The organism is Gilvimarinus gilvus (assembly GCF_030518155.1).
GTDB classification, from domain to species: domain Bacteria; phylum Pseudomonadota; class Gammaproteobacteria; order Pseudomonadales; family Cellvibrionaceae; genus Gilvimarinus; species Gilvimarinus gilvus.
This window is the reverse complement of sequence record NZ_JAULRU010000731.1, coordinates 24,020-43,955: the sequence shown is the minus strand read 5'-3', so window position 1 is coordinate 43,955 and position 19,936 is coordinate 24,020. Positions and strand designations below refer to the sequence as shown.

Here is a 19,936-nt window from a genome sequence, read left to right as displayed (position 1 = left end):
CTTAGATCATACTAATTTACTGGCTCTAACTCACCAGGGCGCCAGGTTTTATCGAACCAAGCTTCATCGGGGCCGTATAGGCGAAGCACTAGGTTCCAGCCCTTACCCGGTACTGTTTGTACCCAGTTGTTCTCATGACCTTGTACTGGCTTGGGGCCAAACCAAATGTCGACAGACGAATCGTCATTAACTACTAATGATTTATTTTGGCTGCCAATGCTCGGGAACTGCTGGTCGGTTTGCAGCATGGAGCGCGTTTGGTTGTCATAAGCCACGAAAGACCAAAAGTTTTGTGCCGGGATATTGGGGGGGAGATGAACCTTGTAGGTTTTGCTGCCGTCAAGTATATCTCCGTTGGTGTCGGTTGCCGCAATAGCATACTGTGATCCAATCCCTACGCGCTGAATTGCCATAGCCGGTGTTATGCCGGTGGCGTAATAATGGAATAATGTGCGCGCATCAAGGTTGCGTACCCCGGGCTGTGAGAAAAACTGATGGTCGCCTCCCACAAAGCCCGTAAACCAGGCGCTGTCTGGATAGTAGTAAGCTTCTTCCATTCTGGTGCGGAACAAGATTGCTCGGGCTGTCGCATTACCCACGGCAACTGCTTCGGTGAGGATTTTGCGCATGCGCGCATCCGGCGCAAAAGGCTTGCCTTTTTCTATGCCAATGGAGGCCAGAGCACCCAGCACTTCGGGGTGATAAGAGTCACTTGGCTCATTTTGAACAATTTCGTTGACTTCATTATAAAAGTCAAAATCATTAGCGTGTATGGTATTAAAGTGTTTACCAGACACGTTAATAAACTTCATCTTAGGCGGATTTTTTGCCTGAGATAGCTGATATACCTTTGCATATTTTTTAGAGTTATTTACCGCTGTCTTAGTGCTGCCTTTTGCGTCGATAAACCCACGCCAGAAAAAAAGATTACCGTAGGTGCGAGACTGCATAACATGATAGCCCTTAGGTATATCCCCATTGTAACCCGGAGGTAACAGCAGATACTTACCGCCTTTACCTTTATCGGGGCCGGCGTTACCTAGGTCGCCTACATACTCAAACCAGTGGTCGTCAATGATGCCGAGGATGTTCGGCGGTGTCTCGATCACCAAGGGCCCGTCTGACGTGTCAAGCCACATTAAGTTGTAAATGCTTTCCGTGTTCGGCGTCAGGAACAATGACTTGGAGTCCATCAGGGATTCAAAAATTAATACCGTATTGTTGTCAGCCCCTTTACTCACAAACCCTGCACGCAAAGCTTCTGCTGAAGCGCCGGGCATGGCGCTCATAAAGACTTCTACCCCGCGCATAAAATCGAGGTTGTCATAAAGTAGCGTTGCGGTTTCTTCGGTGGGAATGCCGTCTTCAAACTTAAGCTTGCCAAGTCGCGTATCCACAGCCGCTGGAGTCACAATAGCAGGGGGAATATCGGTGGTCATTTTCATGGTCGGCGCTGATTGTGCTAGCGCCTGCACTGAGAACGTAAGGCAGGAAAACACTGCCAATAATTTAGGTATGTCCATATTTATGTTCCTGGTTCACTAATGGGTATGAAAGGCCCAGCGGGGGAGCTTGGCCCAATTATTTAGGCTGAAGGGGATAGCAATTATGCCAACTTTCCGTGCTACAACCTGCTAGACTCTCTGGCAAGTCTTTTCTTGGTTTTCTGCTTTACCCGAACATAGCTATACCAACAGAAAATAACCGTGCCAAAAAATAATCCGTAAAATACGCTAGATAGGCTTAGCGCGATTTCCATAGAGCTGGGTGCATTATTAATAAAAGCATGGGTGCCTGCGCTTGTCGACGGTAAGGCTTGTAGTTCGTTAATGTACCCCCTGACCACCGTGCCGTTGAACTTTATAAGCCTCGAGGTAAGCAGCGAGAAATCAATATATAGAAACGTGATGACAAAAAGTAAACCAGCATTTAGATGTCGTACCGCTAGTTGAGACATGGCGAGCAACCCAAACGTCACGCTCACCCAAAACTGCAATATGCTCCAACCGCGATTGATTGTCTCGCTGGTTAGGTAAACAAGTTCATATTCTTGCATGCTGTTTATTGTAATTCCGCTACGGTGAGGCTGAATGTATCTCGTCCAGTAGAAAGTTAACTAATACAGGCTTCGACAGAGATTGAGTGTGTTCACCCTGCATTAAATAAAATTGACTTGCCTCGTTCTGTAGTCGGTCTGATGTCGAACTTGTGAGATCTACAATGCCATCGCCGGGCTCACCCGGCAGGTAAGATGCCACCAGCGTATAATCTAAGTCGTCTGGCCATGACCACTGGTGTAGAGTCGTTATAAAATCACTGTCTGTGGCGACATCTTGCCAGGATGGAACCACAATAGGGGAGTATTTAACCCCTTTCTGAGCGCTTGGCATTCCCATAAGTGGGCTGTTAACGGTAATAACTTTGCTTATGCTGGCACTGTGGTTTTGAGCGCTGAATTTTCTGACAAAATCTCTGGTAACGACGCCGCCCATGCTGTGTGCGACCACTTGAAAGTGATCAAATTTATAAGTATTGCTAAGCTCATCGATGGCTTTTACCCAGTAGTCACTGATTAGGCCAAGGCTTAATCCGCTGGGGTATTGCAGTACCCATGGCTGGTATACAGAGGTATCCAGGCCGTCAATCACGTCGGAAAAGCTCGTCGTGCTGCCGAAAATACCGTGAACAAAGATAACCGGTATTTTATTTTCCTCAAACTCCTGCAAGAACATCAGTCCGCCGCCGTAAGTTTCGAGATATGTGAGGGGCTGCCAGACACCCAGTTTGGCTGACTCATCGGAAAACATCGGATCACTCAGGGCGACAACGCGCCCCATATTTTCCAAAGCTTTGTAATTGCGACTGTGTAAGTCCGGGTTAAATTTATTGCTTGAAAGACTGGTCAGTGCCAACGGAGGAACATTGTTCACAGAATTCGCATTGAGCCGCTCAACGACGGGTGAGCCGTCTTGGTTGCTCCAGTAGGCGGATAAATCTACATCTGCGTCAAACGCTCCGTTGCCATTAATGTCTGTGTAGGCACCTACAGCGTAGTCTCCCGGGGGGAGTGTTATGCTATACGAACCGCCGTCAACCTTAGCTGTGGCTCTAAGCAAATAATGTCCATCGTTAACGGAGAAGGCGCCAGCGTAACTTTGGTATGCGGGTTCAGTGGTAGTCAGTGTGCCCTGAATGGTGGCTGCCGAGTTGGTCGCGTCGGCTTCCTGCTTTATTTCCTGGAGCGAGCAAGCGGAACAGAAAATAGTGGCTATCCATAGTGCTTTTTTCATTCTGCGTAACCGTATCTGTGGTTGATGGGAGCTCAAAAAACCGGCAGCGCCGGGGTTAATCTCGCCAATTAATGCACCTGTGAAGGTGTTACTTTTATGAGCTTTCCCTGTATTGCATAATGGGTGTACAGGGTGACCTGAACTGGCGCCACTCACAGAACATATTGCTACATTGCCCAATCAAGTAGCACTCAACAGTAAATATATCGCATCTAACAACAAACTTGCTACAACAAAAGCAAACTGGTTATGTGGTCTTGGCTAAATTTTTTCTATCTTTAATTGTGGTCAAAATACTATATTACACGTTTGGCTAATGTGTAGATAGTAATACAGTAGTGGTATTTCTTGGCGCGAAAATAAGCATTCATGAAGCCGCAATAAACTAATGGCATAAACGGGTGTGCGGTGTAGAGGGGGGGCGGTTGTTGCTTCAGCTTTTGCGGTCAGCTCGAATATTATTAGTGAGCATAGGGCGCGGGCCAACCCACAGCGCTGGGATATGGCGGCCTAATGTGAATACGATTCAGTATTCTTTGCTTCGCGGTGTGTTACTTTTTATCTGTATTGCACTTTGGCATTAGTATAAACTTGCGTCAAACATCACTAGGAGGTAGCAACAATGGATACATGGCGGTCAATCGTTAAAGTAATCACAGTGGGGGGCATTCTGATGCTTGCCTTGCCGAGTGCGGCCGATAGGGGGCAGAAGTACGAATTCGCTTTTACTATTCCTTATCTTACGGGCGAAACATTTGAATTTGATGGCGGCGCGAGCGCAACCTTGAATGCTGATCCGGGCTTCGGATTTAGGGCCGGATTTAACCATTCCGACCACTTAAATGTGAGCGGGCAGTTTTTATGGAATTCCACCAGTTACGATTCGGTTCGGGTTCTTGATGATGGTGAGGGGACGGAAGAGCCTGTGCGCGGTGTGCTCGATGGTTTCACCGCCAGCCTTATGGCCGACTATTATTTCTTAAAGGGAGATTTTACGCCTTATATCAGTGGTCAGGTTGGTTGGGCGGCCGTCGACTCCAATATTGCCAGCGGGCCTCCAAGCAGTGTTTGTTGGTGGGACCCCTGGTGGGGTTATATTTGTAACGACTACCAGCCTACTTATACAGAAGACACTTTCTCATACGGTGTGGGTGCGGGTGTGCGGTTTGATATCAGTCCGACTATGTTTATTCGGGCCGGTTATCAAGAGCGTTGGCTGGATATTGACCGAGCTGATAGCAACCCGTCTTTGAGTACGGCATTATTTGAGTTAGGTTGGATGTACTAATTCGCTGAATGTCTGAGGCAAAAAGGCTGGGCCTGATGACAGGTTCGGCCTTTTTTGTGTCTGTTGAATGTGTCCCCGCTATCTGGCTGTATTGGCCTGAATTTCGCGGTCGTCGTTATCCATCATGATTTTTAGCGCGAGGTCGGCGTCACCCGTCAAAAAACTATGGATGTCTTGGCTGTGAACAAACTGCGGGAATCGGTGGTGATAGCCTGCGAATCTCTGGTTCGGCTTGGTGGTCAATGTAACCAATTGAGGTGTGTTTGTCTGGGTTGGATACAGTATTCCGGCCATAAAAAGAGGTTGGCCATCTTCTCGCGCAAACAGCCATTTTTGTTTGCCTCCGGCCAGCGTTTGCCACTCGTAAAAGCCGCTGCAGGGAACGATGCAGCGGTAGGTTGAAAAGGCATGACGAAAGGTGGGTTTCTCTGCCACCGATTCGGCTTGTGCATTAATCAGAGTTTTCTTTGCCCAGTGAGGTTTGATGCCCCAGGCCGCGTTGACTTGCTGCAGCTGTGTGTTGTTTGCGGCAATTGTAGCCACCTTTTGGGTTGGACGTAAATCGGCATTGGCAGTTGTGGCAAAGGAAATATCGAGTAAGTCGCAAACCCACTGAGAAAATGGATCATCACTGATGTTCATACGCCCACACATATTCAAGGAACCTCTGGCTAAGTCTGCAGTCGTCTCTGCGCGAGTCCAAAACGCTCAGTACCTAAGGCGTTTTTCGCAGGTAATGGCCGTAGCCCATGGCAAGAAAAACAACGTTGCGTAGGGAGTGTTTTGGCCGCGCCCTTCGGGGCTTGCAGAGTTTTCCGATCTCTGTGTTGGCTCACTTCACCGCGCGGCCAGAACGCTTTCATCTCGCAGCCTTGGGCTCAACAAACTTTGTAAGCCAGAGGCCGCTGGAGACTTAATTACAGGTTTCTTAAGTCTCTGTTGTTAAATTGCCAAGTTGAGATCTATTGTACGATTGAGTTGGCGTTTGTTCAAAGCGGTGCATAATACAGGTTTAACAATTTGACTCGCACATTTTTGTGCGCTGATCCAGAAAATACTGTTTGTATTCAGGAGATATTCCATCGAGGTACGGGTTTCTCAGAATATACAGGCGGCGGTTTTTAAGGGACGCTTTGCGGAGGTTAGCCTGGTAGTGCTGTTTCCAGAGATTAAGTGCTGAGCCATCCTGATAGGATATCTTTAAACCCAGATTCAAACGCTCGAAGGCGCGCGGCTGGCTTTTATGTACCCAAAAAAAACGGGGCAATGGATAGAACAGTGCGAAGCTCTGATCGATAGAAAATCCACCCAAGTGACTAAAAATTTCCCACTCGGCAGGAACTTCATTTTGCGCCCGGCACACCAAATCCAGCCTTCCCGCGGCCAGCATTGGGAACAGTTGTTCGTAGCCCGAAGACTCCCTGACCGAAAACCCATTGTGTTCTAAGATATCGACATCCAGCCAGCCCACCCCCTGGCCAATGATGAAGCGACGTAAATCGTCCAGATTATCCACCTGGCTAACTTTGTCCTTAATTTGATTGTTAACAAAACAGATACGGTAGCTGAATATTCCGCGATCAATTGGGTAAGTCGGATAACGAAATTCTTGAGTAAGGGTTTGGGAGTAACTGGTTTTAAAAATTAGCGCCTCTTTACTGCTGCGCGCCGTTACCATGGTGCGCGGTAAATTCATCGCTTTGGCTGGTTGCAATGTATAGGGGCCGAAGGTTGCAACAGTTTTGTCGAGTGCCAGGCGCAGCAACTCTACTTCATAGGACAGTCTGTGGTCGGCACTGGAGCCGGGTGTGCGGTAAGCATAGGCGTCAACCTGAGTAGAGGTTTCGTTTGCGATTGCATGGTTTACGCAAAGCGCTAGCGTGCTGACCGCCAACACAGTGATCAGTGTCCGTACTTGGGCAGAGCTGAGTTTGTAGGCTGGGAGCATTTGCCTGACCAAATTGTGCGCTTTGTATAAGTTTAGCTCAGGTTAAGGGGGAAGTCTCTTCTCAGCCCGGGCAGTGCGTCTGTGTTGGGTAGAACGTATGACAGGTAAACAGGCTGTGGTGTGGTAACAAGCTGTTGGTGTTGGTATTGCCAAGCCGTAACTGGCCAGTTCTGGTCCGATTCGGGGGCACTGCTAACGGTAAAGTCAATTTTTGCTAGCCCTTCGGAAATACCAGTACCACGGGCTTTGAAGAAGGCCTCCTTCAATGTCCACAGGCGATAAAACTCTTTGTGTTGTTCGGCACCATTTAAAGTAGCCATATGTTCAATCTCGCGGGGGTGAAAATAGTGGCGGGCGATTGCCATTAGGTCTCGCGACTTTCGAGGAGACTCAATATCAATGCCGACCGGACCCGCCTGTGACAATATTATGGCCAGCCAGTCACCACTGTGACTGAGGTTAAAGTGTTGGTTTGTTTGGTGTGGCAAAAAGGGTTTGCCGGATTTTCCGATAGAGATTTCTGGCCGCTGACCCTGTAGCTGCAAGTAAAAATTAAGCAGTTCGTAAAAGACCACCTTTTGGCGCATTCGTTGTTGACGCACTTTAACGTTTTGCAGCGCTTGCAGGCGCTGCCATTCTTCATGGGTTAGCCAATGACGGGCCCTTTCCTCAGCGTTTTCGCACAGCCAGGAGGCGTTTAAATTCACAACATGTAGGTGGGTATTTGCCATCTGTTGCTTCAGTCATCCATTACAAGGGCGGTTAGTTGGCCTTCGAGCACAGTCTGCGCGCCGGCGCTGATCGCAAAGCTGCACAGCGAGCTGTCGGCTGTTTGAGCGATAATGTCGGTGCGAACTTGTAGGGGCTGCGGGAAATCATCAAGTTGTTGGGTGTGCGCCGTCAGCTTTGAGGCAACGGCGATAACCCCTTTGCGCGGGGTGTTAGGGCTCGCGCCCTGTGAGCACAGCCGCGTGTGTATGGCCATGGCTTGAGCGGCGTACTCAATGCCCACAAATACCGACATTACACCGTCGCTACGCAGGGGGTTGTCGCCGTCGAGGTGTGAATTTGTCTGGCACACAATATGTGCATCGCTGTGCTCAATGATAGAATCGATCAGCACCATGGGTGGCGCGTGCGGCAGCAACTGTTCGATACGGGTGGTATATTCCATGGTTACTCATTTATAGATTTGTTACCGGGTATGATAAACCATGTCAGAAGTGTTTACCGTAACGTCCCAATCTCCCTGTGTGCAAGGGCACTTCCCGGGAGCTCCTATTGCCCCGGGGGCCTACTTATTAGGAATGATCCACAAGACCTTCATCGAGCGCTTCCCTGAGTCCGTTTTAACTCAATTTGGTAAGGTAAAATTTCAGGGCGCCGTGTTGCCAGGCGATGAGGTGCGCATTGTGTGGGATGAGTCGCGCTGGCCCAAAGGCAAGGTGCAGTTGCTTGTGGCCGGTGAATGCCGCTTAACCGCGAGCTTCACTGCGCAGCCCAACGCTTAGTTGCTTTTGGGCCCGGTGAGCTAGTTTGGCGGGGCGGCAGAGTCTCTCTTTACTTCCTGCCAGCCCTTGGGGTATCGCAGCTCGAGTTCTACTGTGGGGTGATGGTTGGATATTTCCCTCAAGCTTTTGCGAAAACTTGGCGATGGGCGCCTGCGGTCATTGCCAATCCCGATGGCAAACGGCTCAAGGGGGCGGCCTGACGCTTGAGTATTTAGGATTCCGTTGGCATCCAAATCAACAAAGGCGCGCACGGCGTAGCGTCCGCTCGCAATGCTGAAGGGAAAGGTGATTTTTGATTCGGGCGGCAGTTCAAACTTCAGTTCTAGGCTCGGCTCGGCCTCCCACCCCCCCGCTGACTCTGGGTAAAACGCAATGTAGAGGTTTTTCTCTGGCAGTGCGTTTTCAGTCACGGTAAGGGCATAGTCTTGTGCCCCGACGCTGCAGGGGAGGTAAGTTATAAAGAGCGCCATCAGATGGCGGAATCTGGCCATTAACCTTGCCTCAGATATGGTAAACTGGCGGGCAGTTTAGCAGGGCCTGATCCCTTTGATAATGAGATTGGATAACTGACCATCGAAGTGGAGGCAGCGGTTTGACCCAACGAAAAGCAAACAAGCGTGTTTTGGTGGTTCACTACTCGCAAACCGGCCAATTAGATCGTGTCGCACAAGCGGTTGTGGAACCCTTGGTTGAGGCCACGACCGTGGATGTTGATTTTCTCAATATACGGCCTGAGCAGGACTACCCGTTTCCCTGGCCGATGCTGCGCTTTATCAACGCGTTTCCAGAGTCGGCTCACCAGGTTCCCTGTGCGCTGAATTTAGGCACTGCACACTTAGCCCAAGAGTACGACCTCGTAGTCCTGGCCTATCAGGTATGGTATTTAGCTCCGTCAATTCCGGTATCGTCGTTTTTGCAAAGTGAATTGGCGAGCAAGTTAATGGCTAATACACCCGTTGTTACCGTCATAGCCTGTCGCAATATGTGGCTGCAAGCGCAGGAAAAAGTAAAGCAACATCTGCAGCGCTTAAACGCAAAGCTGGTGGGTAATGTTGTATTGGTCGATGCGGCAGGTTCGGTTGCTAGCTTTTTCGCAACTCCACTGTGGGTGCTAACAGGCCGCAAAGGCCCGCACTGGTTTGGTCTGGTGCCGCCGGCAGGCGTTAGCGAGAAAGACATAAAAGAGGCGCCCAGATTCGGGACGGCGCTGTTGCAACGCCTTGAGCAAAATCAGGATCTGGACGAGACGGTACTCAATGGGCTGGGTGCAGTTAAGGTAAATGACAAACTGATTGCCAGCGAAAAACTTGTTACTCGCAGTTTTTATTTGTGGGGTAAGTTGTTTCTGGCCTGCGGTGATCCTACATCAACACCGCGTCGACTCTTAGCCGCATTTTATATCGCTTTTTTGGTGTTAATGCTGCTGACAGTTGTGCCGATTACAGCCTTGCTTAAGTTCGTGTTCGGGCCGTTAATGAAACAACGCATAGCCCAGCAGAAACAATATTATGCCTGGCCTTCAGGCGAAGATTAGATAGTTTTGGAAATATATACGCAAGATGTCTGAAAATTCGGTTTACATTACACATACTGGTAGTTTTTTGCCCAACGAGCCTGTCGCGAATGACGATATGGAAGCCTTGTTGGGGCAAGTGGGCGCCCGTGCCTCGCGTTCGCGCAAAATTATTTTGCGTAGCAATCAGATCAAAACCCGTTACTACGCTATTGATCCTGTGACGGGCAAACACAATTACACCAATGCACAGCTATGCGCCGAAGCGGTTAAGCAAGCGCTGGGTGATGAGGTGCCCTTAGGGGCGATAACCTGTTTGGCCGCGGCCACCAGTATTGCCGATCAGTTGATGCCTGGGCATGCTGCTATGGTGCATGGCGAGCTAGGTAATCCTCCCTGTGAAGTAGCGACCACCTCAGGTGTGTGCGTCAGTGGCATGACTGCCCTCAAATACGCTTACTTAAGCGTTGCCGCCGGTGTTCATTGTTCGGCGGTGGCGGCGGCATCAGAGGCTGCATCCTATACCATGAAAGCGGACAACTTCTCGCCCGAGTTAGAGCAACGTATTGCTGAGTTGGAAGCCAATCCGGAAATTGCCTTTGAAAAAGACTTTTTGCGCTGGATGTTGTCCGATGGCGCCGGTGCAATGGTGCTTCAACGCGAAAAGCCTGCGGACCAGCTGGCGCTAAAAATTGAGTGGATTGATGTGCTGTCGTACGCGAATGAAATGACCGCCTGTATGTACGCAGGAGCACGCAAGGAACACAGCGGCGAGCTAACCGGCTGGCAGGCGGTGGAACGCACTGAGGCGGCCGCCGATAGTTTTATGTCGGTTAAGCAAGATGTTAAACAGCTCAATGAACACATTATGCCCTATACGGCGGAAAAAACTTTGCCAAAGCTGCGTGACAAATACGGTATGACACCCGAGCAGGTCGACTACTTCTTGCCGCATTACTCTTCACATTATTTTCGTGAGCGTTTGGATCAGTGTATGCAAAACGCCGATTTTGCTATTGATCAGTCGCGCTGGTTCACTAACTTGCCAGAAAAGGGCAATACCGGGGCGGCATCCATTTATATAATGATTGATGACTTGTTTAAAAGTGGGCAACTAAAACGCGGTGAAAAGCTCTTGTGCTATATACCGGAGAGTGGGCGTTTTTCTGTTTCTTATATGCTATTAGAAGTGGTTTAACAAGGAGGCCCTTGTGCGCGCCGATGACGTTCCTCAGGACAAAAGCAGTACCTACGCCGGGCATAAGAAGCTACTCTACGCCCAGGGTCAGGACGGTCAGTATCAGGGGGTGCAAAGTACCGGCTGGGACGTGGAAGCCACCGCCACTCTTGATGCGGTGGCGCAGTTTGAGCTGTGGGCCGAGCAGGCCCGGAGTGAGGTCATTGCCGGCGCGAAATCACCGCTGTATTTTCATATGTATGACTGTCGCATGGACCTGCCTTTATTGTGCCAGCTAACGGGTATATGGCGCTGGCGCGTCAAGCGCCATTTTAACCCCCGCCACTTCGTACGTTTAAATGAATCTGTTTTGCAGCGCTACGCCGAGGCCATGGATCGACCCGTCACCTATATACAATCTCTGCCGGAAAAACCTGAATGACTTTTAGCCACAGCCAATCGGCACACTGCGAAAGCGGTGTTATCTCGTCGTTGTTAACCCATCACGGCCTGCCCATTAGCGAGCCTATGGCATTTGGTTTGGCGAACGCATTGGCATTTGCTTACATCCCGATTGTAAAGCTGGGTGGACAGCCGTTGATCGCCTATCGCCTACCACCCCGTGCCATCATTAAGGGCTTGTGTAAGCGCTTGGGGGTCGAGGTGAAGTTTCACAAGTTTAAAGACCCCATGACGGCGGCCAACGCATTGGACGACCTGGTCGAAAAAAACGTTTTGGTGGGGCTGCAAACTTCGGTGTATTACTTGCCGTATTTTCCCGAAGAAATGCGCTTTCATTTTAATGCACATAACCTTCTGGTTTACGGCAAGCGCGAAACGGTTTATCAAATCAGTGATCCGGTGTTTGAAGAACCGATGGAAATAGCGCCGCGAGATTTGAATAAGGCGCGGTTTGTGCGCGGTCCACTGGCGCCGAAGGGGTTAATGTATACCATTGATTCCGTACCGGAGAGGATTGATTACCCCAAAGTGATCAGCGCAGCCATTGCCAAGAACGTTAAGGTGATGACAGGTGCTCCTTTACCTGTTATTGGCATTCGCGGGATTCATTACCTGGCTAAAAAAATCGACAAACTCAACGGTAGCGAAAAAGATAAGCGACTGTATCTCGGCCATATTGTGCGTATGCAAGAAGAGATCGGCACCGGTGGTGCAGGTTTTCGTTTTGTTTATGCCTCGTTTTTGCAGGAATCGGCCAAGCTACTCGGAGACGAATCCCTGACGGACGCATCCAAAGCGATGACCAACGTGGGCGATACCTGGCGAGAGTTCGCACTTATTGTGGTGAAAGAATGTAAATCAAAAGAGCCTATAAACCTTAAGAGGATCTCTGATAAATTGCGCGCGTGCGCAGAACAAGAGAAACAGGTTTGGCTGCAGTTGAAGAGCTGGTGTAAACAGTCGACTTAAGTTTCGAGTATATTATATCTACTCGGTACCGTTTGCTAACATGGTATGGCTAGCGGTGCTAGCCGTTCTCAAGTAGAAAAATCTTAACCACCAAACGCCCAGCTTGAATTATTGAGCGTGCCCAGTTCATAGCTGTCGTGTAGCCGTTGGACCCGGTCGCCACTTGCTGCACCTAGAGCGACCAACAAGGGCAAATAATGCTCGGCCGTTGGGTGTGCCATGGGCCCGTGCGGAGCACGTTGATACATTTGGGTAAGCGAACCAATATCCCGCTGCTCAACCTTTTCCTGAAGCCAACTTATAAACTCACGCACCCATGGCGGTTGTTCATTGAACCGGTTGAGTTGACTCAAATTATGGCTTGCGCTGCCAGAGCCAATCAGCAAAATATTATCTTCCCCCAGTGGTGCCAAAGTTTTGCCGAGGTTGATAAAGGCGTCCATGTCACGCCATAGTGTCAAACTGACAGCCGCCACTGGAATATCGGCGTTGGCAAAACTGTTTTTTAGTACGGTCCAGGCACCGTGATCCAGAGGCCGGTCGCTCTTTTGTACCTCTTGCCCGGCCGCGTTTAGCAATTGCTCTAACTGATCTGTAAGCCATGCAGGTTGTACCGCAGGATACTGCAATTGGTACATCGCCTCGGTAAAACCACCAAAATCATATTGGATGTTGTGTGTACCGGTTTCTGTCATGGCAAGGCGCGGGCTTTGCCAGTGCGCAGACACCACCACTACCGCCTTTGGCGCTTGCGGTAGGTAGGCGGGCAGTTGTTTTAGAAACTGCCGCGCGGGGTGATTGGACAAGATTCTGTCCGGCGCACCGTGTGATAAAAATAAACTGGGCATCATGACGCCGCCCTCCAGTTCAGTTCCGGTCCGGTTGGAATGATTCCGGTAGGGTTGAGCGCTTTCACCGAGTAATACCCTGCTTTTATATGGTCTAAATCGACTGTTTCGGCAATGCCGGGCAGTTGGTATATCCGTTCCAGGTAGTGGGACAAATTTGCGTAACTGGCCAACGTGCGGCGGTTGCATTTAAATAGACCGTGGTAGGCAGCATCGAATCTTACCAAGGTGACAAATAGGCGAATATCCGCTTCGGTCAGGTTTTCGCCGAGCAGAAAACGGCGCTGATTCAGTCTTACTTCCATATCATCCAACGCACTAAATACATCGTCTACCGCAGCGTCATAAGCGGTTTGTGATTTAGCAAAGCCTGCTCGGTATACACCATTATTGAGACGGTGGTAGAGGTCGTCATTGAGCGCGTCTAGCTCGTTCAATTGCGGCTCGGGACGCAAGTTAATGGGGCGAGTGCCGAGAGGCGCAAAAACACTGTTAAGCATTTTTAGAATGTCTGCCGACTCATTGTTCACCAGAGTGTCGCGCTGTTTGTCCCATAATATGGGTACCGTGGCACGGCCGGTAACCTGAGCATCGGCATGGGTGTAAAGTTCATGGACGTGTTGAAAGTTATGCAGTGGGTCTGGCCCGGCACCGGGGTAATTGCCAAAGCGCCAGCCCTTGTCGGTCAGAAAAGGCTCGACAAACGATACGCTAATAACATCTTCTAGCCCCAGCAGCGCGCGAGCCATCAAAGTGCGACTGGCCCAGGGGCATATCTTGGCCAGATACAAATGGTAGCGCCCAGGCTCAGCCTTAAAACCGTAGTCGCGGCCATCGTGTGTGACCTGCGAGCGAAACTGCGAGGTCTGACGTACAAAATCGCCGTTGTCGCCGGTTTTTTGATAGGGGTTCCAGTTTTGTTGCCATTTTCCTTGATAAAGCATGGTGTAGTCCTCCACAAATTGCTGTGGCACTGACTATCTCACCGAGCAGAAAATATAACAATCTGGTATGAATGTTATAAACTGTTAACAATAAGTAAACAGTTTGAGCTAAGCGTTTAGATGCTCATAAAGTGCATCGTACAACTTCTGTAACTTGGGGCTTAGATGGCGACGGTGGCTGTAAACCAAATAAATGCCCGCGCTGCCAAGTTGCCAGTCGCTGAGTACTTGCACCAGTTCACCGCTGGCAAGTGAGTCGCGCGCGACAAAGTCTGGCATCAAGCCAATACCGGGCGTTTGTAACAGCATTGTTTTAACCGCACGGGCGCTGTTAATACGAAATTGACCTTCGGCGGAAATTTGCACTTTTTGTTCGGCGCGTTGAAACTCTACGTTTCTGCCTCGCCGGTAGTTGGCGTCGATAACCCAGGGGAGGTTGGCCAAGTCTTGAGGGGTGGTTATAGGTGGCCATTGGCTAAGTGACTTTGGGGTGGCGCAAACAATAATGTTCATACTGGAGAGTTTGCGCGCTACCAGTGAGCTGTCTTCCAGTTGGCCAATACGCACGGCCGCATCAAAGCCTTCCGCCACCAAATCGACTTGCCGGTCACTCATCTCCATATCCAGCGATATATTAGGGTAGCGCTTAGCTAATTCTACCAGCGCCGGTAGCACATAGGACTCACTGAAATCCGCGCTGGGCAGGGACAATCGCAGCCGCCCAGAAATAGTGCCGTTGTGCTCGCTGACCGATAGATTTAAATCATCAAGTTCTTCCAGTAGCGGCAGACAGCGCTCGTAATAAGCTCTGCCGTCATTGGTCAGTGTGACCTGGCGAGTGGTGCGCTGTAGCAGGCGAACACCGAGGTGGCTTTCAAGCTGGGAGACATTGCGACTGACCAATACCTTGGAAGTGTTGAGCCGTGCAGCGGCTTTGGTGAAATTTCCCTGCTGAACCACGGCGCAAAATGCCCGCATACACGCCAACTTATCCATGTGCCCCCCATGACGGCTTATTGTATATATTAAGTATACAGTGAATGTACCAATTTTGGGTTTATTACACCTCTGTTAGCCAATAATCTTCACCTACCGATCACGTAGGAGAAAAAGTTGATGAGATCACTCACTCAGGAATACACATGGCAGCTGCTAAGCGAGGGCATTGCGCTTGCGCGTCAACGACAATTGCCGCCAATGGCGCTGGTCATTCTGGATGCCAGAGGGGTTATCAAAGCTGCGTTTAGTGAGGATGGGGTGGGCACTTTGCGCCCGGCCATTGCTCAAGGCAAGGCGAACGCAGCCTTGGGGATGGGGTTCGATACCCGGGAATTCGAAAGGTTGCGCCAAGCCGGTGTGCTCTCAGATGCTTTTAGTAGCGCTTTGAGCTGTGCCAGTTACGGGCAATTTAACCCTAATCCCGGCGGAGTACTTTTGCAAAATGAAGGTGGCGTCATTGGTGCGGTGGGAGCCTCGGGCGCTGCCGCTGCTGACGACGAGGCCCTGCTGCGTGCACTGCTTAGTCATTAAGGGCCACGGCGCAGTAATAACCGTTGTCGCTGCGACTAATATGTAACATGGGAACGGTTTTGGATACTGCGTCGATCAGTGATGCCGCACTGAATGCGCCATGGGGCGCTACCCCCTGATCGAGCTCGCGCTGGCAAAATACATTGACCTGATATTCGCTGAGCTGCTCTCGCTCGGCATCGGTTGGTGCGAAGCTCAATTGCACATTGGTTGCCGCAGGTTGGGTTACGCTCACAATTTCTACCAGAGAGTTGGCAAAAATGGGCAGAGAAACATTGAGGGCCTTGTGTTGATTGCTTAGCAACAACCAATGGCTACCTTCAAAAAGTGCCGGCGCATCGGGTGCGAAGTTCAATCGTTTTAGTTGGTGCTCTACGGGCAGCGCTACCTCATCAAAAGCACCCACTAAGGCGTACTCTGATTTGCCTAAAGACAGATCCATGAGTGCGTGGAGCAAAGCCGCCTCGAAAGAATGGGCTTCTTTCGACAGTACCAGAGCGGTACCGGTTACTTGCAGCAGTTGGGTTAAATAAAAACCCGCCGAGTTGCCCAGAGTGTTAATAAAATGCAGCGGTTTGGGCAGTTCGTTTTCGGCCTCAATGGTTTTCATCACCAGCGCTGAGGTGGATACGGCGCCGCACCGTGTGGCGAGATAAACCCCGGTATTGCCGGGCAGTTCGCGCTTCTCTGTGCAGGCCAGGCCGCCGGCCACACACAGTTGAATATAGCGATCAATACGGCGTATACGTTTGCCATGCCAGTGTTGAATAACACTTTGCGCATCGGCAAGCTCTGGTGCTTTGGCATCCACCTTGTGAAGTAGTGAGTAGCTATTTTCAATGTACATCAGTGTCTAGCCTCAGCCCCCTGATCGTGCACAAGTAACGCATTGTTATTGCCACCAAAGGCAAAGCAGTTAAACAAGTAATAGCCGGTTGGGCTTGGCAATGGCTTGTTGGTTATGGTGATGCCCAGATCACCGTCACCCTTGGCGTTGGGGGTGCAGGGAAGTTTTCCTACCTGCAGGCAGCCCAATGTCAGTGCCACTTCCAATGCACCACAGGCGCCCAGAGTGTGGCCAATATAGGGTTTGAAGGCAAAGGCGGTGGGCAAGGCCGGGCCGAAAACGCGGTGTAAAGCCGCGGCTTCGGCTTCGTCATTTTTCAATGACGCCGTACCATGAACTTTAATGGCGGCAATATCTTGTGCCTTAATATTGGCTTGTGCTAAAGCTTGCTCAATAACACGCGCTATTTCGGCGCCGTCCACATGTGCGGCGGTAAGGCTGTGGTTGTCTGTGCCGATTGCCCCCCCCATAAGGCGAAAACGTTGCTCGTGCTCAGGTGTTTGGCTTTTATCACTTAAAAGCACCGCCCCCAACCCTTCACCTAATACTAAACCATCGCGATCATTGTCGAACGGGTGCATTTGTTCACTGGGAGAGATCAGCCCCAGCCCGTAAAATCCCAAAGCGCTTGTGTTGTTTTCAGGTTCGAGACCGAGTACCAATACATGTTTAACCAGACTTTGTTCGATCAGCTGCTTGCCATAAATCATCGCGTTGGCGCTTGAGGTGCAAGCGGTGGAGTAGGTGTGGCGGTGTGGTGAAAGTCCAAGTTCGTCGCCACAGCGCTCGGCCAATTTGCCATAACCCACTATAGGCATGGCCACGGCTTGCTCACTACCAAGGTTCGCGATTTCCGTTCGGTACTGTTGCTCTGAAACGTGCACATCAAACGACGATGAGCCAATTAACAGTGCGGTTTGGCGGCGTGCATCGGCATCCAGTTTGGCGTCCCTAAGTAGCTGATCAAGTTCTTCGATTAGCCATTGATAAAAGTTGGTGGGTGTTCTTTGGGCCGTGCGAAAGTAAGGCATGACAACCTGTTCCTCATCGCAGTGAAATATTCGCGGCACGGGATTAGGTTGTCGGCAACTTTCTAAATTGTCGATACATGACGATAGTTTTGCGCCCAAACTGCAGCTTGCTGCAAAGTGACGTAGGTAGACAGTCATTAGCGGGCGTCATCCGCAATGGTTTGAGCCAGAGTGTTTATACTTTTTAAGGCCCGCCTCGCTGCGGTGTTGCCTTCAATACGCACGCCATACTCTTTTTTTACCGCCATACATATTTGCAGTACATCAAGAGAATCAAGGTCAAGTTCCTCTCCGAGCAGTGGAGCGTCATCGGCAATATCTGCGGGGGTTAATTCGTCTTTGTCACACTCCTCGATAATAATTTGTTTAAGGCGCAGTTTTAGCTCGTCAGTGACGCTATCAACCATCCTGTGTTCCTCTCTTTAATAGTGCGATGGCCAGCAGCATCAAGGTACTGGCGAACAGTAAAAGTTTTGTTGCAGGCAGTGCGATTGCAGTCCAGCTGCCACCGCGCACCAATACCGCGAGAAACCCCTCAAGGGCCCAGGCCATGGGTGACCAGACGGCCACCGCCTGCATAACCGGTGGCATCACAAAAACCGGAATCATAACGCCGCCAATCGCGGCCAATAGTATATTGACTGTAGCGCTGGTGACCGTTGCTTGCTCGGTACTTGAAGCCAGAGCCGCGATCAAACTGGCGAGCGCTAACGCGGTAAAGCTGGTACATATACCCATTATAAACAGGGGAGTAAGAGCTACGTTCAATGCCAGCCCTTCGGCACCAAGCGCGGGTAAAAGCTGGTTGCCAAGTAATAGCATTAAGGCCAACTGCAGCATGTTGATGACGAAGTAGGGCGTCAATTTGGCCGCATAGATTAACGTGGTGGTGGCGCCAAAGGTTTTTACCCGTGTCAGTGTTCTGTTATGGCGCTCACTAATCACCGCGGTGGATAGCGGTACAGCGACAAAAAACATCGCGAAAATAAGCCAGGCAGGTACACTTTGCTGCACGGCGTTAGGCGTAGGGTCTATGTTTGCCAACGCTGAGTGTTCGCGTGTGGCAACAAATCCTCGTCGCAGAAATTCTTGCTCAGCGTATTGCCGGTCATAGCCCATCTCTTCAGCCAATAGAGTGCTGTTTAACACTGCAAAAGCTTCACGTACCGCCGCGCTAATCAAGGTTCGCTCGCGTTTGCCCAGCTCAGCGGCAAACTCCAGGGTGGCGCCCGCTTGACGGTTCTCGCCAGCTAACGACTCCTCGAAACCTGGCTCAAGTGTCAATGCAAACAAGTCGCGTTGTTGGTTTAGCTCGCCATGGTCGCTGTTAAGTTTAAGGTGCGAGCTCAATGCCAATTCGCGGGTAAACCGAACGCTGTTGGGTGACTGGGCCAGGTCGTGTAGCTGTCCATTAAGTTGAAGGCCATCGCTACCGCCAAAGCGCTCCTGTAATGCCAGCGACATAATGACGATAAAAACCATCGGCATAATGAACAGTAGCGCGAGTGCGTGCCAGTCGCGTAGAAACAGCAACGTTTCTTTTTTTAGCGCTGCGAGCAAGGCATTCATAAGCTTGCCTCGGCATCGGCCAGTGCGCGCAAGTACACCTCTTCCAGGCGATGCTGACCGTGACGTATCTGCCGAATGTCGGCGCCCTTTTGTTCTAAAGTGCTAATGATCTCACCGGGACTGTGACGGCGCTCTTGCATAGAGCAGCGATACCAGTTGTCGGCCTCTCGCTGCATACTTAACGCGTCCAGCCAAGTGGCCGGTGCTGTTTGCGCGAGCTGTATATAAAGGTAGCGGTGATCTTCGGCCAGTAGCTCAGAGAGCTCGCCTGCCAGTAAAATCTTGCCCCGATGCAGCAGCGCGACCTTATCGGCGATAGCTTCTACTTCCGACAACAAGTGTGAGGTGTAAATAATAGCCACGCCCTCTTGCTTGAGTTTGGCAATGGTGCCTAACAAAAAAGCTCGTGATTGCGGGTCGACGTTGGCTGTGGGCTCATCGAGAATCATCAGCTGAGGTTGTTGCAGCAAGGCAATGGCAAAATTGAGCCGACGTTTCAATCCCCCCGAAAATGTCCCCGCTTTTTGGTCGGCATAGGCTGCCAACTCGGTGCTGGCCAGTGCTCGATTGACTCTCAGTTGCTGCTCGTTTTTGGGCAAATTCAATAAGCCGGCGAAAAACATAAGGTTTTCCCGGCCGCTGAGGCGCGCGTAAAACGCGTACTCTTGCGGTACCAGCGCAATACCCTGCTGCCCCAAGCAGACGGGTTTCCCCGCAAACAGAATTTGCCCCGAGGTTGGGGTAAGTTGGCCTGTAACCAGTGACGCTAGCGTGGTTTTGCCCGCTCCATTGGGCCCGAGCAAGCCCAAGGTTTGGCCCGCGCCCAGCGACAGTGAGAGCCCGTCAATACAGGCTTGCCGTTTGCGATATGCAAAACTAACGCGCTCTAAGCTCAGCAATGGATGACCTCAGTGGGTGTCACGTGAAAGCCGCAACTATACCTTTTTTGGCGCGATCCTGTTAACCAGCAATCGCGACGAGCTTGCCGGGGTGGCAAATACGCCATTAA

At 50.7% G+C, this 19,936-nt stretch carries 22 protein-coding genes; 7 read left to right on the top strand and 15 right to left on the bottom strand.

Annotated elements, in window-relative coordinates:
- Window positions 1–11: 11 nt before the first annotated feature.
- Together QWI17_RS18415 and QWI17_RS18410 are read right to left on the bottom strand one after the other, a co-directional pair.
- Complete coding sequence (locus QWI17_RS18415) at window positions 12–1,523, bottom strand: DUF1254 domain-containing protein (protein ID WP_302723991.1); 1,512 nt, start codon at window positions 1,521–1,523, stop codon at window positions 12–14.
- A 552-nt stretch (window positions 1,524–2,075) separates the two neighbouring features.
- A complete protein-coding gene (locus tag QWI17_RS18410; protein WP_302723990.1) occupies window positions 2,076–3,290 on the bottom strand; it encodes an alpha/beta hydrolase in 1,215 nt (404 codons plus the stop codon).
- Between the two features lie 622 nt (window positions 3,291–3,912).
- On the opposite strand from QWI17_RS18410, the gene QWI17_RS18405 reads away from it, so the two are divergent.
- Window positions 3,913–4,578, top strand: a complete 666-nt coding sequence (locus QWI17_RS18405) for an outer membrane beta-barrel protein (RefSeq protein ID WP_302723989.1) — start codon at window positions 3,913–3,915, stop codon at window positions 4,576–4,578.
- 78 nt (window positions 4,579–4,656) lie between these two features.
- Here QWI17_RS18405 and QWI17_RS18400 read toward each other — a convergent pair whose 3' ends face one another.
- The 4 genes from QWI17_RS18400 to QWI17_RS18385 form a co-directional block, all read right to left on the bottom strand.
- Window positions 4,657–5,220 carry an SOS response-associated peptidase gene (locus QWI17_RS18400; RefSeq protein ID WP_302723988.1) on the bottom strand — a complete coding sequence of 188 codons (564 nt, stop codon included), beginning with the start codon at window positions 5,218–5,220 and terminating at the stop codon, window positions 4,657–4,659.
- 370 nt (window positions 5,221–5,590) lie between these two features.
- Entirely contained in the window at window positions 5,591–6,526 is a 936-nt protein-coding gene (locus QWI17_RS18395) for a transporter substrate-binding domain-containing protein (RefSeq protein WP_302723987.1), read from the bottom strand.
- A 32-nt stretch (window positions 6,527–6,558) separates the two neighbouring features.
- Window positions 6,559–7,257 carry a 4'-phosphopantetheinyl transferase family protein gene (locus tag QWI17_RS18390; protein WP_302723986.1) on the bottom strand — a complete coding sequence of 233 codons (699 nt, stop codon included), beginning with the start codon at window positions 7,255–7,257 and terminating at the stop codon, window positions 6,559–6,561.
- Window positions 7,258–7,265: 8 nt separating this feature from the next.
- A complete protein-coding gene (locus QWI17_RS18385; RefSeq protein WP_302723985.1) occupies window positions 7,266–7,700 on the bottom strand; it encodes an ApeP family dehydratase in 435 nt (144 codons plus the stop codon).
- A gap of 40 nt (window positions 7,701–7,740) precedes the next feature.
- Here QWI17_RS18385 and QWI17_RS18380 point away from each other — a divergent pair, with 40 nt between their 5' ends.
- On the top strand, window positions 7,741–8,037 hold the full coding sequence (locus QWI17_RS18380; RefSeq protein ID WP_302723984.1) for an ApeI family dehydratase: 297 nt from the start codon (window positions 7,741–7,743) through the stop codon (window positions 8,035–8,037).
- Between the two features lie 20 nt (window positions 8,038–8,057).
- On the opposite strand, the gene QWI17_RS18375 is transcribed toward QWI17_RS18380, so the two are convergent.
- Window positions 8,058–8,528 carry a DUF2141 domain-containing protein gene (locus QWI17_RS18375; protein WP_302723983.1) on the bottom strand — a complete coding sequence of 157 codons (471 nt, stop codon included), beginning with the start codon at window positions 8,526–8,528 and terminating at the stop codon, window positions 8,058–8,060.
- Window positions 8,529–8,629: 101 nt separating this feature from the next.
- Here QWI17_RS18375 and QWI17_RS18370 point away from each other — a divergent pair, with 101 nt between their 5' ends.
- The 4 genes from QWI17_RS18370 to darH are packed head-to-tail and all read left to right on the top strand — an operon-like array spanning window position 8,630 to window position 12,158.
- The gene (locus tag QWI17_RS18370; RefSeq protein WP_302723982.1) at window positions 8,630–9,571 is read left to right on the top strand and encodes a dialkylrecorsinol condensing enzyme; all 942 of its coding nucleotides are present in this window, start codon (window positions 8,630–8,632) and stop codon (window positions 9,569–9,571) included.
- Between the two features lie 25 nt (window positions 9,572–9,596).
- Window positions 9,597–10,748 (top strand): beta-ketoacyl-ACP synthase III, encoded by a 1,152-nt coding sequence (locus tag QWI17_RS18365; RefSeq protein WP_302723981.1) that lies wholly within the window; start codon window positions 9,597–9,599, stop codon window positions 10,746–10,748.
- 13 nt (window positions 10,749–10,761) lie between these two features.
- Complete coding sequence (locus QWI17_RS18360; RefSeq protein WP_302723980.1) at window positions 10,762–11,169, top strand: DarG family dialkylresorcinol biosynthesis protein; 408 nt, start codon at window positions 10,762–10,764, stop codon at window positions 11,167–11,169.
- The gene (darH, locus tag QWI17_RS18355) at window positions 11,166–12,158 is read left to right on the top strand and encodes a BtrH-related acyltransferase DarH (RefSeq protein WP_302723979.1); all 993 of its coding nucleotides are present in this window, start codon (window positions 11,166–11,168) and stop codon (window positions 12,156–12,158) included. Before QWI17_RS18360 ends, darH begins: the two co-directional genes overlap by 4 nt.
- An 83-nt stretch (window positions 12,159–12,241) precedes the next feature.
- Here the strand turns inward: darH and QWI17_RS18350 are convergent, their stop codons facing one another.
- The 3 genes from QWI17_RS18350 to QWI17_RS18340 all read right to left on the bottom strand — a co-directional run bounded on the left by QWI17_RS18350 (window position 12,242) and on the right by QWI17_RS18340 (window position 14,946).
- Complete coding sequence (locus QWI17_RS18350; protein ID WP_302723978.1) at window positions 12,242–13,009, bottom strand: DODA-type extradiol aromatic ring-opening family dioxygenase; 768 nt, start codon at window positions 13,007–13,009, stop codon at window positions 12,242–12,244.
- Window positions 13,006–13,980, bottom strand: coding sequence for a glutathione S-transferase family protein (locus QWI17_RS18345; protein WP_302723977.1), 975 nt, complete (start codon window positions 13,978–13,980; stop codon window positions 13,006–13,008). The genes QWI17_RS18350 and QWI17_RS18345 overlap by 4 nt, the downstream gene beginning before the upstream one ends.
- Before the next feature lie 78 nt (window positions 13,981–14,058).
- A complete protein-coding gene (locus tag QWI17_RS18340; protein WP_302723976.1) occupies window positions 14,059–14,946 on the bottom strand; it encodes a LysR family transcriptional regulator in 888 nt (295 codons plus the stop codon).
- 120 nt (window positions 14,947–15,066) lie between these two features.
- On the opposite strand from QWI17_RS18340, the gene QWI17_RS18335 reads away from it, so the two are divergent.
- A complete protein-coding gene (locus QWI17_RS18335) occupies window positions 15,067–15,480 on the top strand; it encodes a GlcG/HbpS family heme-binding protein (RefSeq protein WP_302723975.1) in 414 nt (137 codons plus the stop codon).
- Here the strand turns inward: QWI17_RS18335 and QWI17_RS18330 are convergent.
- From QWI17_RS18330 to QWI17_RS18310, 5 genes are all read right to left on the bottom strand, one after another.
- The gene (locus tag QWI17_RS18330) at window positions 15,470–16,327 is read right to left on the bottom strand and encodes a hypothetical protein (protein WP_302723974.1); all 858 of its coding nucleotides are present in this window, start codon (window positions 16,325–16,327) and stop codon (window positions 15,470–15,472) included. The genes QWI17_RS18335 and QWI17_RS18330 overlap by 11 nt on opposite strands.
- Window positions 16,327–17,358, bottom strand: a complete 1,032-nt coding sequence (locus QWI17_RS18325; RefSeq protein WP_302723973.1) for a beta-ketoacyl synthase N-terminal-like domain-containing protein — start codon at window positions 17,356–17,358, stop codon at window positions 16,327–16,329. Before QWI17_RS18325 ends, QWI17_RS18330 begins: the two co-directional genes overlap by 1 nt.
- 137 nt (window positions 17,359–17,495) lie before the next feature.
- Window positions 17,496–17,765, bottom strand: coding sequence for a phosphopantetheine-binding protein (locus QWI17_RS18320; protein ID WP_302723972.1), 270 nt, complete (start codon window positions 17,763–17,765; stop codon window positions 17,496–17,498).
- The gene (locus tag QWI17_RS18315; protein ID WP_302723971.1) at window positions 17,758–18,927 is read right to left on the bottom strand and encodes an ABC transporter permease; all 1,170 of its coding nucleotides are present in this window, start codon (window positions 18,925–18,927) and stop codon (window positions 17,758–17,760) included. Before QWI17_RS18315 ends, QWI17_RS18320 begins: the two co-directional genes overlap by 8 nt.
- Entirely contained in the window at window positions 18,924–19,826 is a 903-nt protein-coding gene (locus QWI17_RS18310) for an ABC transporter ATP-binding protein (protein WP_302723970.1), read from the bottom strand. Before QWI17_RS18310 ends, QWI17_RS18315 begins: the two co-directional genes overlap by 4 nt.
- Window positions 19,827–19,936 lie beyond the last annotated feature (110 nt).

Bases quoted from the DNA above. Each gene is read 5' to 3' on its own strand.
- QWI17_RS18415 (WP_302723991.1), bottom strand. From the start codon at position 1,523: ATGGACATACCTAAATTATTGGCAGTGTTTTCCTGCCTTACGTTCTCA.
- QWI17_RS18335 (WP_302723975.1), top strand. From the start codon at position 15,067: ATGAGATCACTCACTCAGGAATACACATGGCAGCTGCTAAGCGAGGGC.
- QWI17_RS18380 (WP_302723984.1), top strand. From the start codon at position 7,741: ATGTCAGAAGTGTTTACCGTAACGTCCCAATCTCCCTGTGTGCAAGGG.
- QWI17_RS18365 (WP_302723981.1), top strand. From the start codon at position 9,597: ATGTCTGAAAATTCGGTTTACATTACACATACTGGTAGTTTTTTGCCC.
- QWI17_RS18320 (WP_302723972.1), bottom strand. From the start codon at position 17,765: ATGGTTGATAGCGTCACTGACGAGCTAAAACTGCGCCTTAAACAAATT.
- QWI17_RS18375 (WP_302723983.1), bottom strand. From the start codon at position 8,528: ATGGCCAGATTCCGCCATCTGATGGCGCTCTTTATAACTTACCTCCCC.
- QWI17_RS18395 (WP_302723987.1), bottom strand. From the start codon at position 6,526: ATGCTCCCAGCCTACAAACTCAGCTCTGCCCAAGTACGGACACTGATC.
- QWI17_RS18390 (WP_302723986.1), bottom strand. From the start codon at position 7,257: ATGGCAAATACCCACCTACATGTTGTGAATTTAAACGCCTCCTGGCTG.
- QWI17_RS18350 (WP_302723978.1), bottom strand. From the start codon at position 13,009: ATGATGCCCAGTTTATTTTTATCACACGGTGCGCCGGACAGAATCTTG.
- QWI17_RS18325 (WP_302723973.1), bottom strand. From the start codon at position 17,358: ATGCCTTACTTTCGCACGGCCCAAAGAACACCCACCAACTTTTATCAA.
- QWI17_RS18410 (WP_302723990.1), bottom strand. From the start codon at position 3,290: ATGAAAAAAGCACTATGGATAGCCACTATTTTCTGTTCCGCTTGCTCG.
- QWI17_RS18330 (WP_302723974.1), bottom strand. From the start codon at position 16,327: ATGTACATTGAAAATAGCTACTCACTACTTCACAAGGTGGATGCCAAA.
- QWI17_RS18400 (WP_302723988.1), bottom strand. From the start codon at position 5,220: ATGAACATCAGTGATGATCCATTTTCTCAGTGGGTTTGCGACTTACTC.
- darH (WP_302723979.1), top strand. From the start codon at position 11,166: ATGACTTTTAGCCACAGCCAATCGGCACACTGCGAAAGCGGTGTTATC.
- QWI17_RS18385 (WP_302723985.1), bottom strand. From the start codon at position 7,700: ATGGAATATACCACCCGTATCGAACAGTTGCTGCCGCACGCGCCACCC.
- QWI17_RS18340 (WP_302723976.1), bottom strand. From the start codon at position 14,946: ATGGATAAGTTGGCGTGTATGCGGGCATTTTGCGCCGTGGTTCAGCAG.
- QWI17_RS18405 (WP_302723989.1), top strand. From the start codon at position 3,913: ATGGATACATGGCGGTCAATCGTTAAAGTAATCACAGTGGGGGGCATT.
- QWI17_RS18315 (WP_302723971.1), bottom strand. From the start codon at position 18,927: ATGAATGCCTTGCTCGCAGCGCTAAAAAAAGAAACGTTGCTGTTTCTA.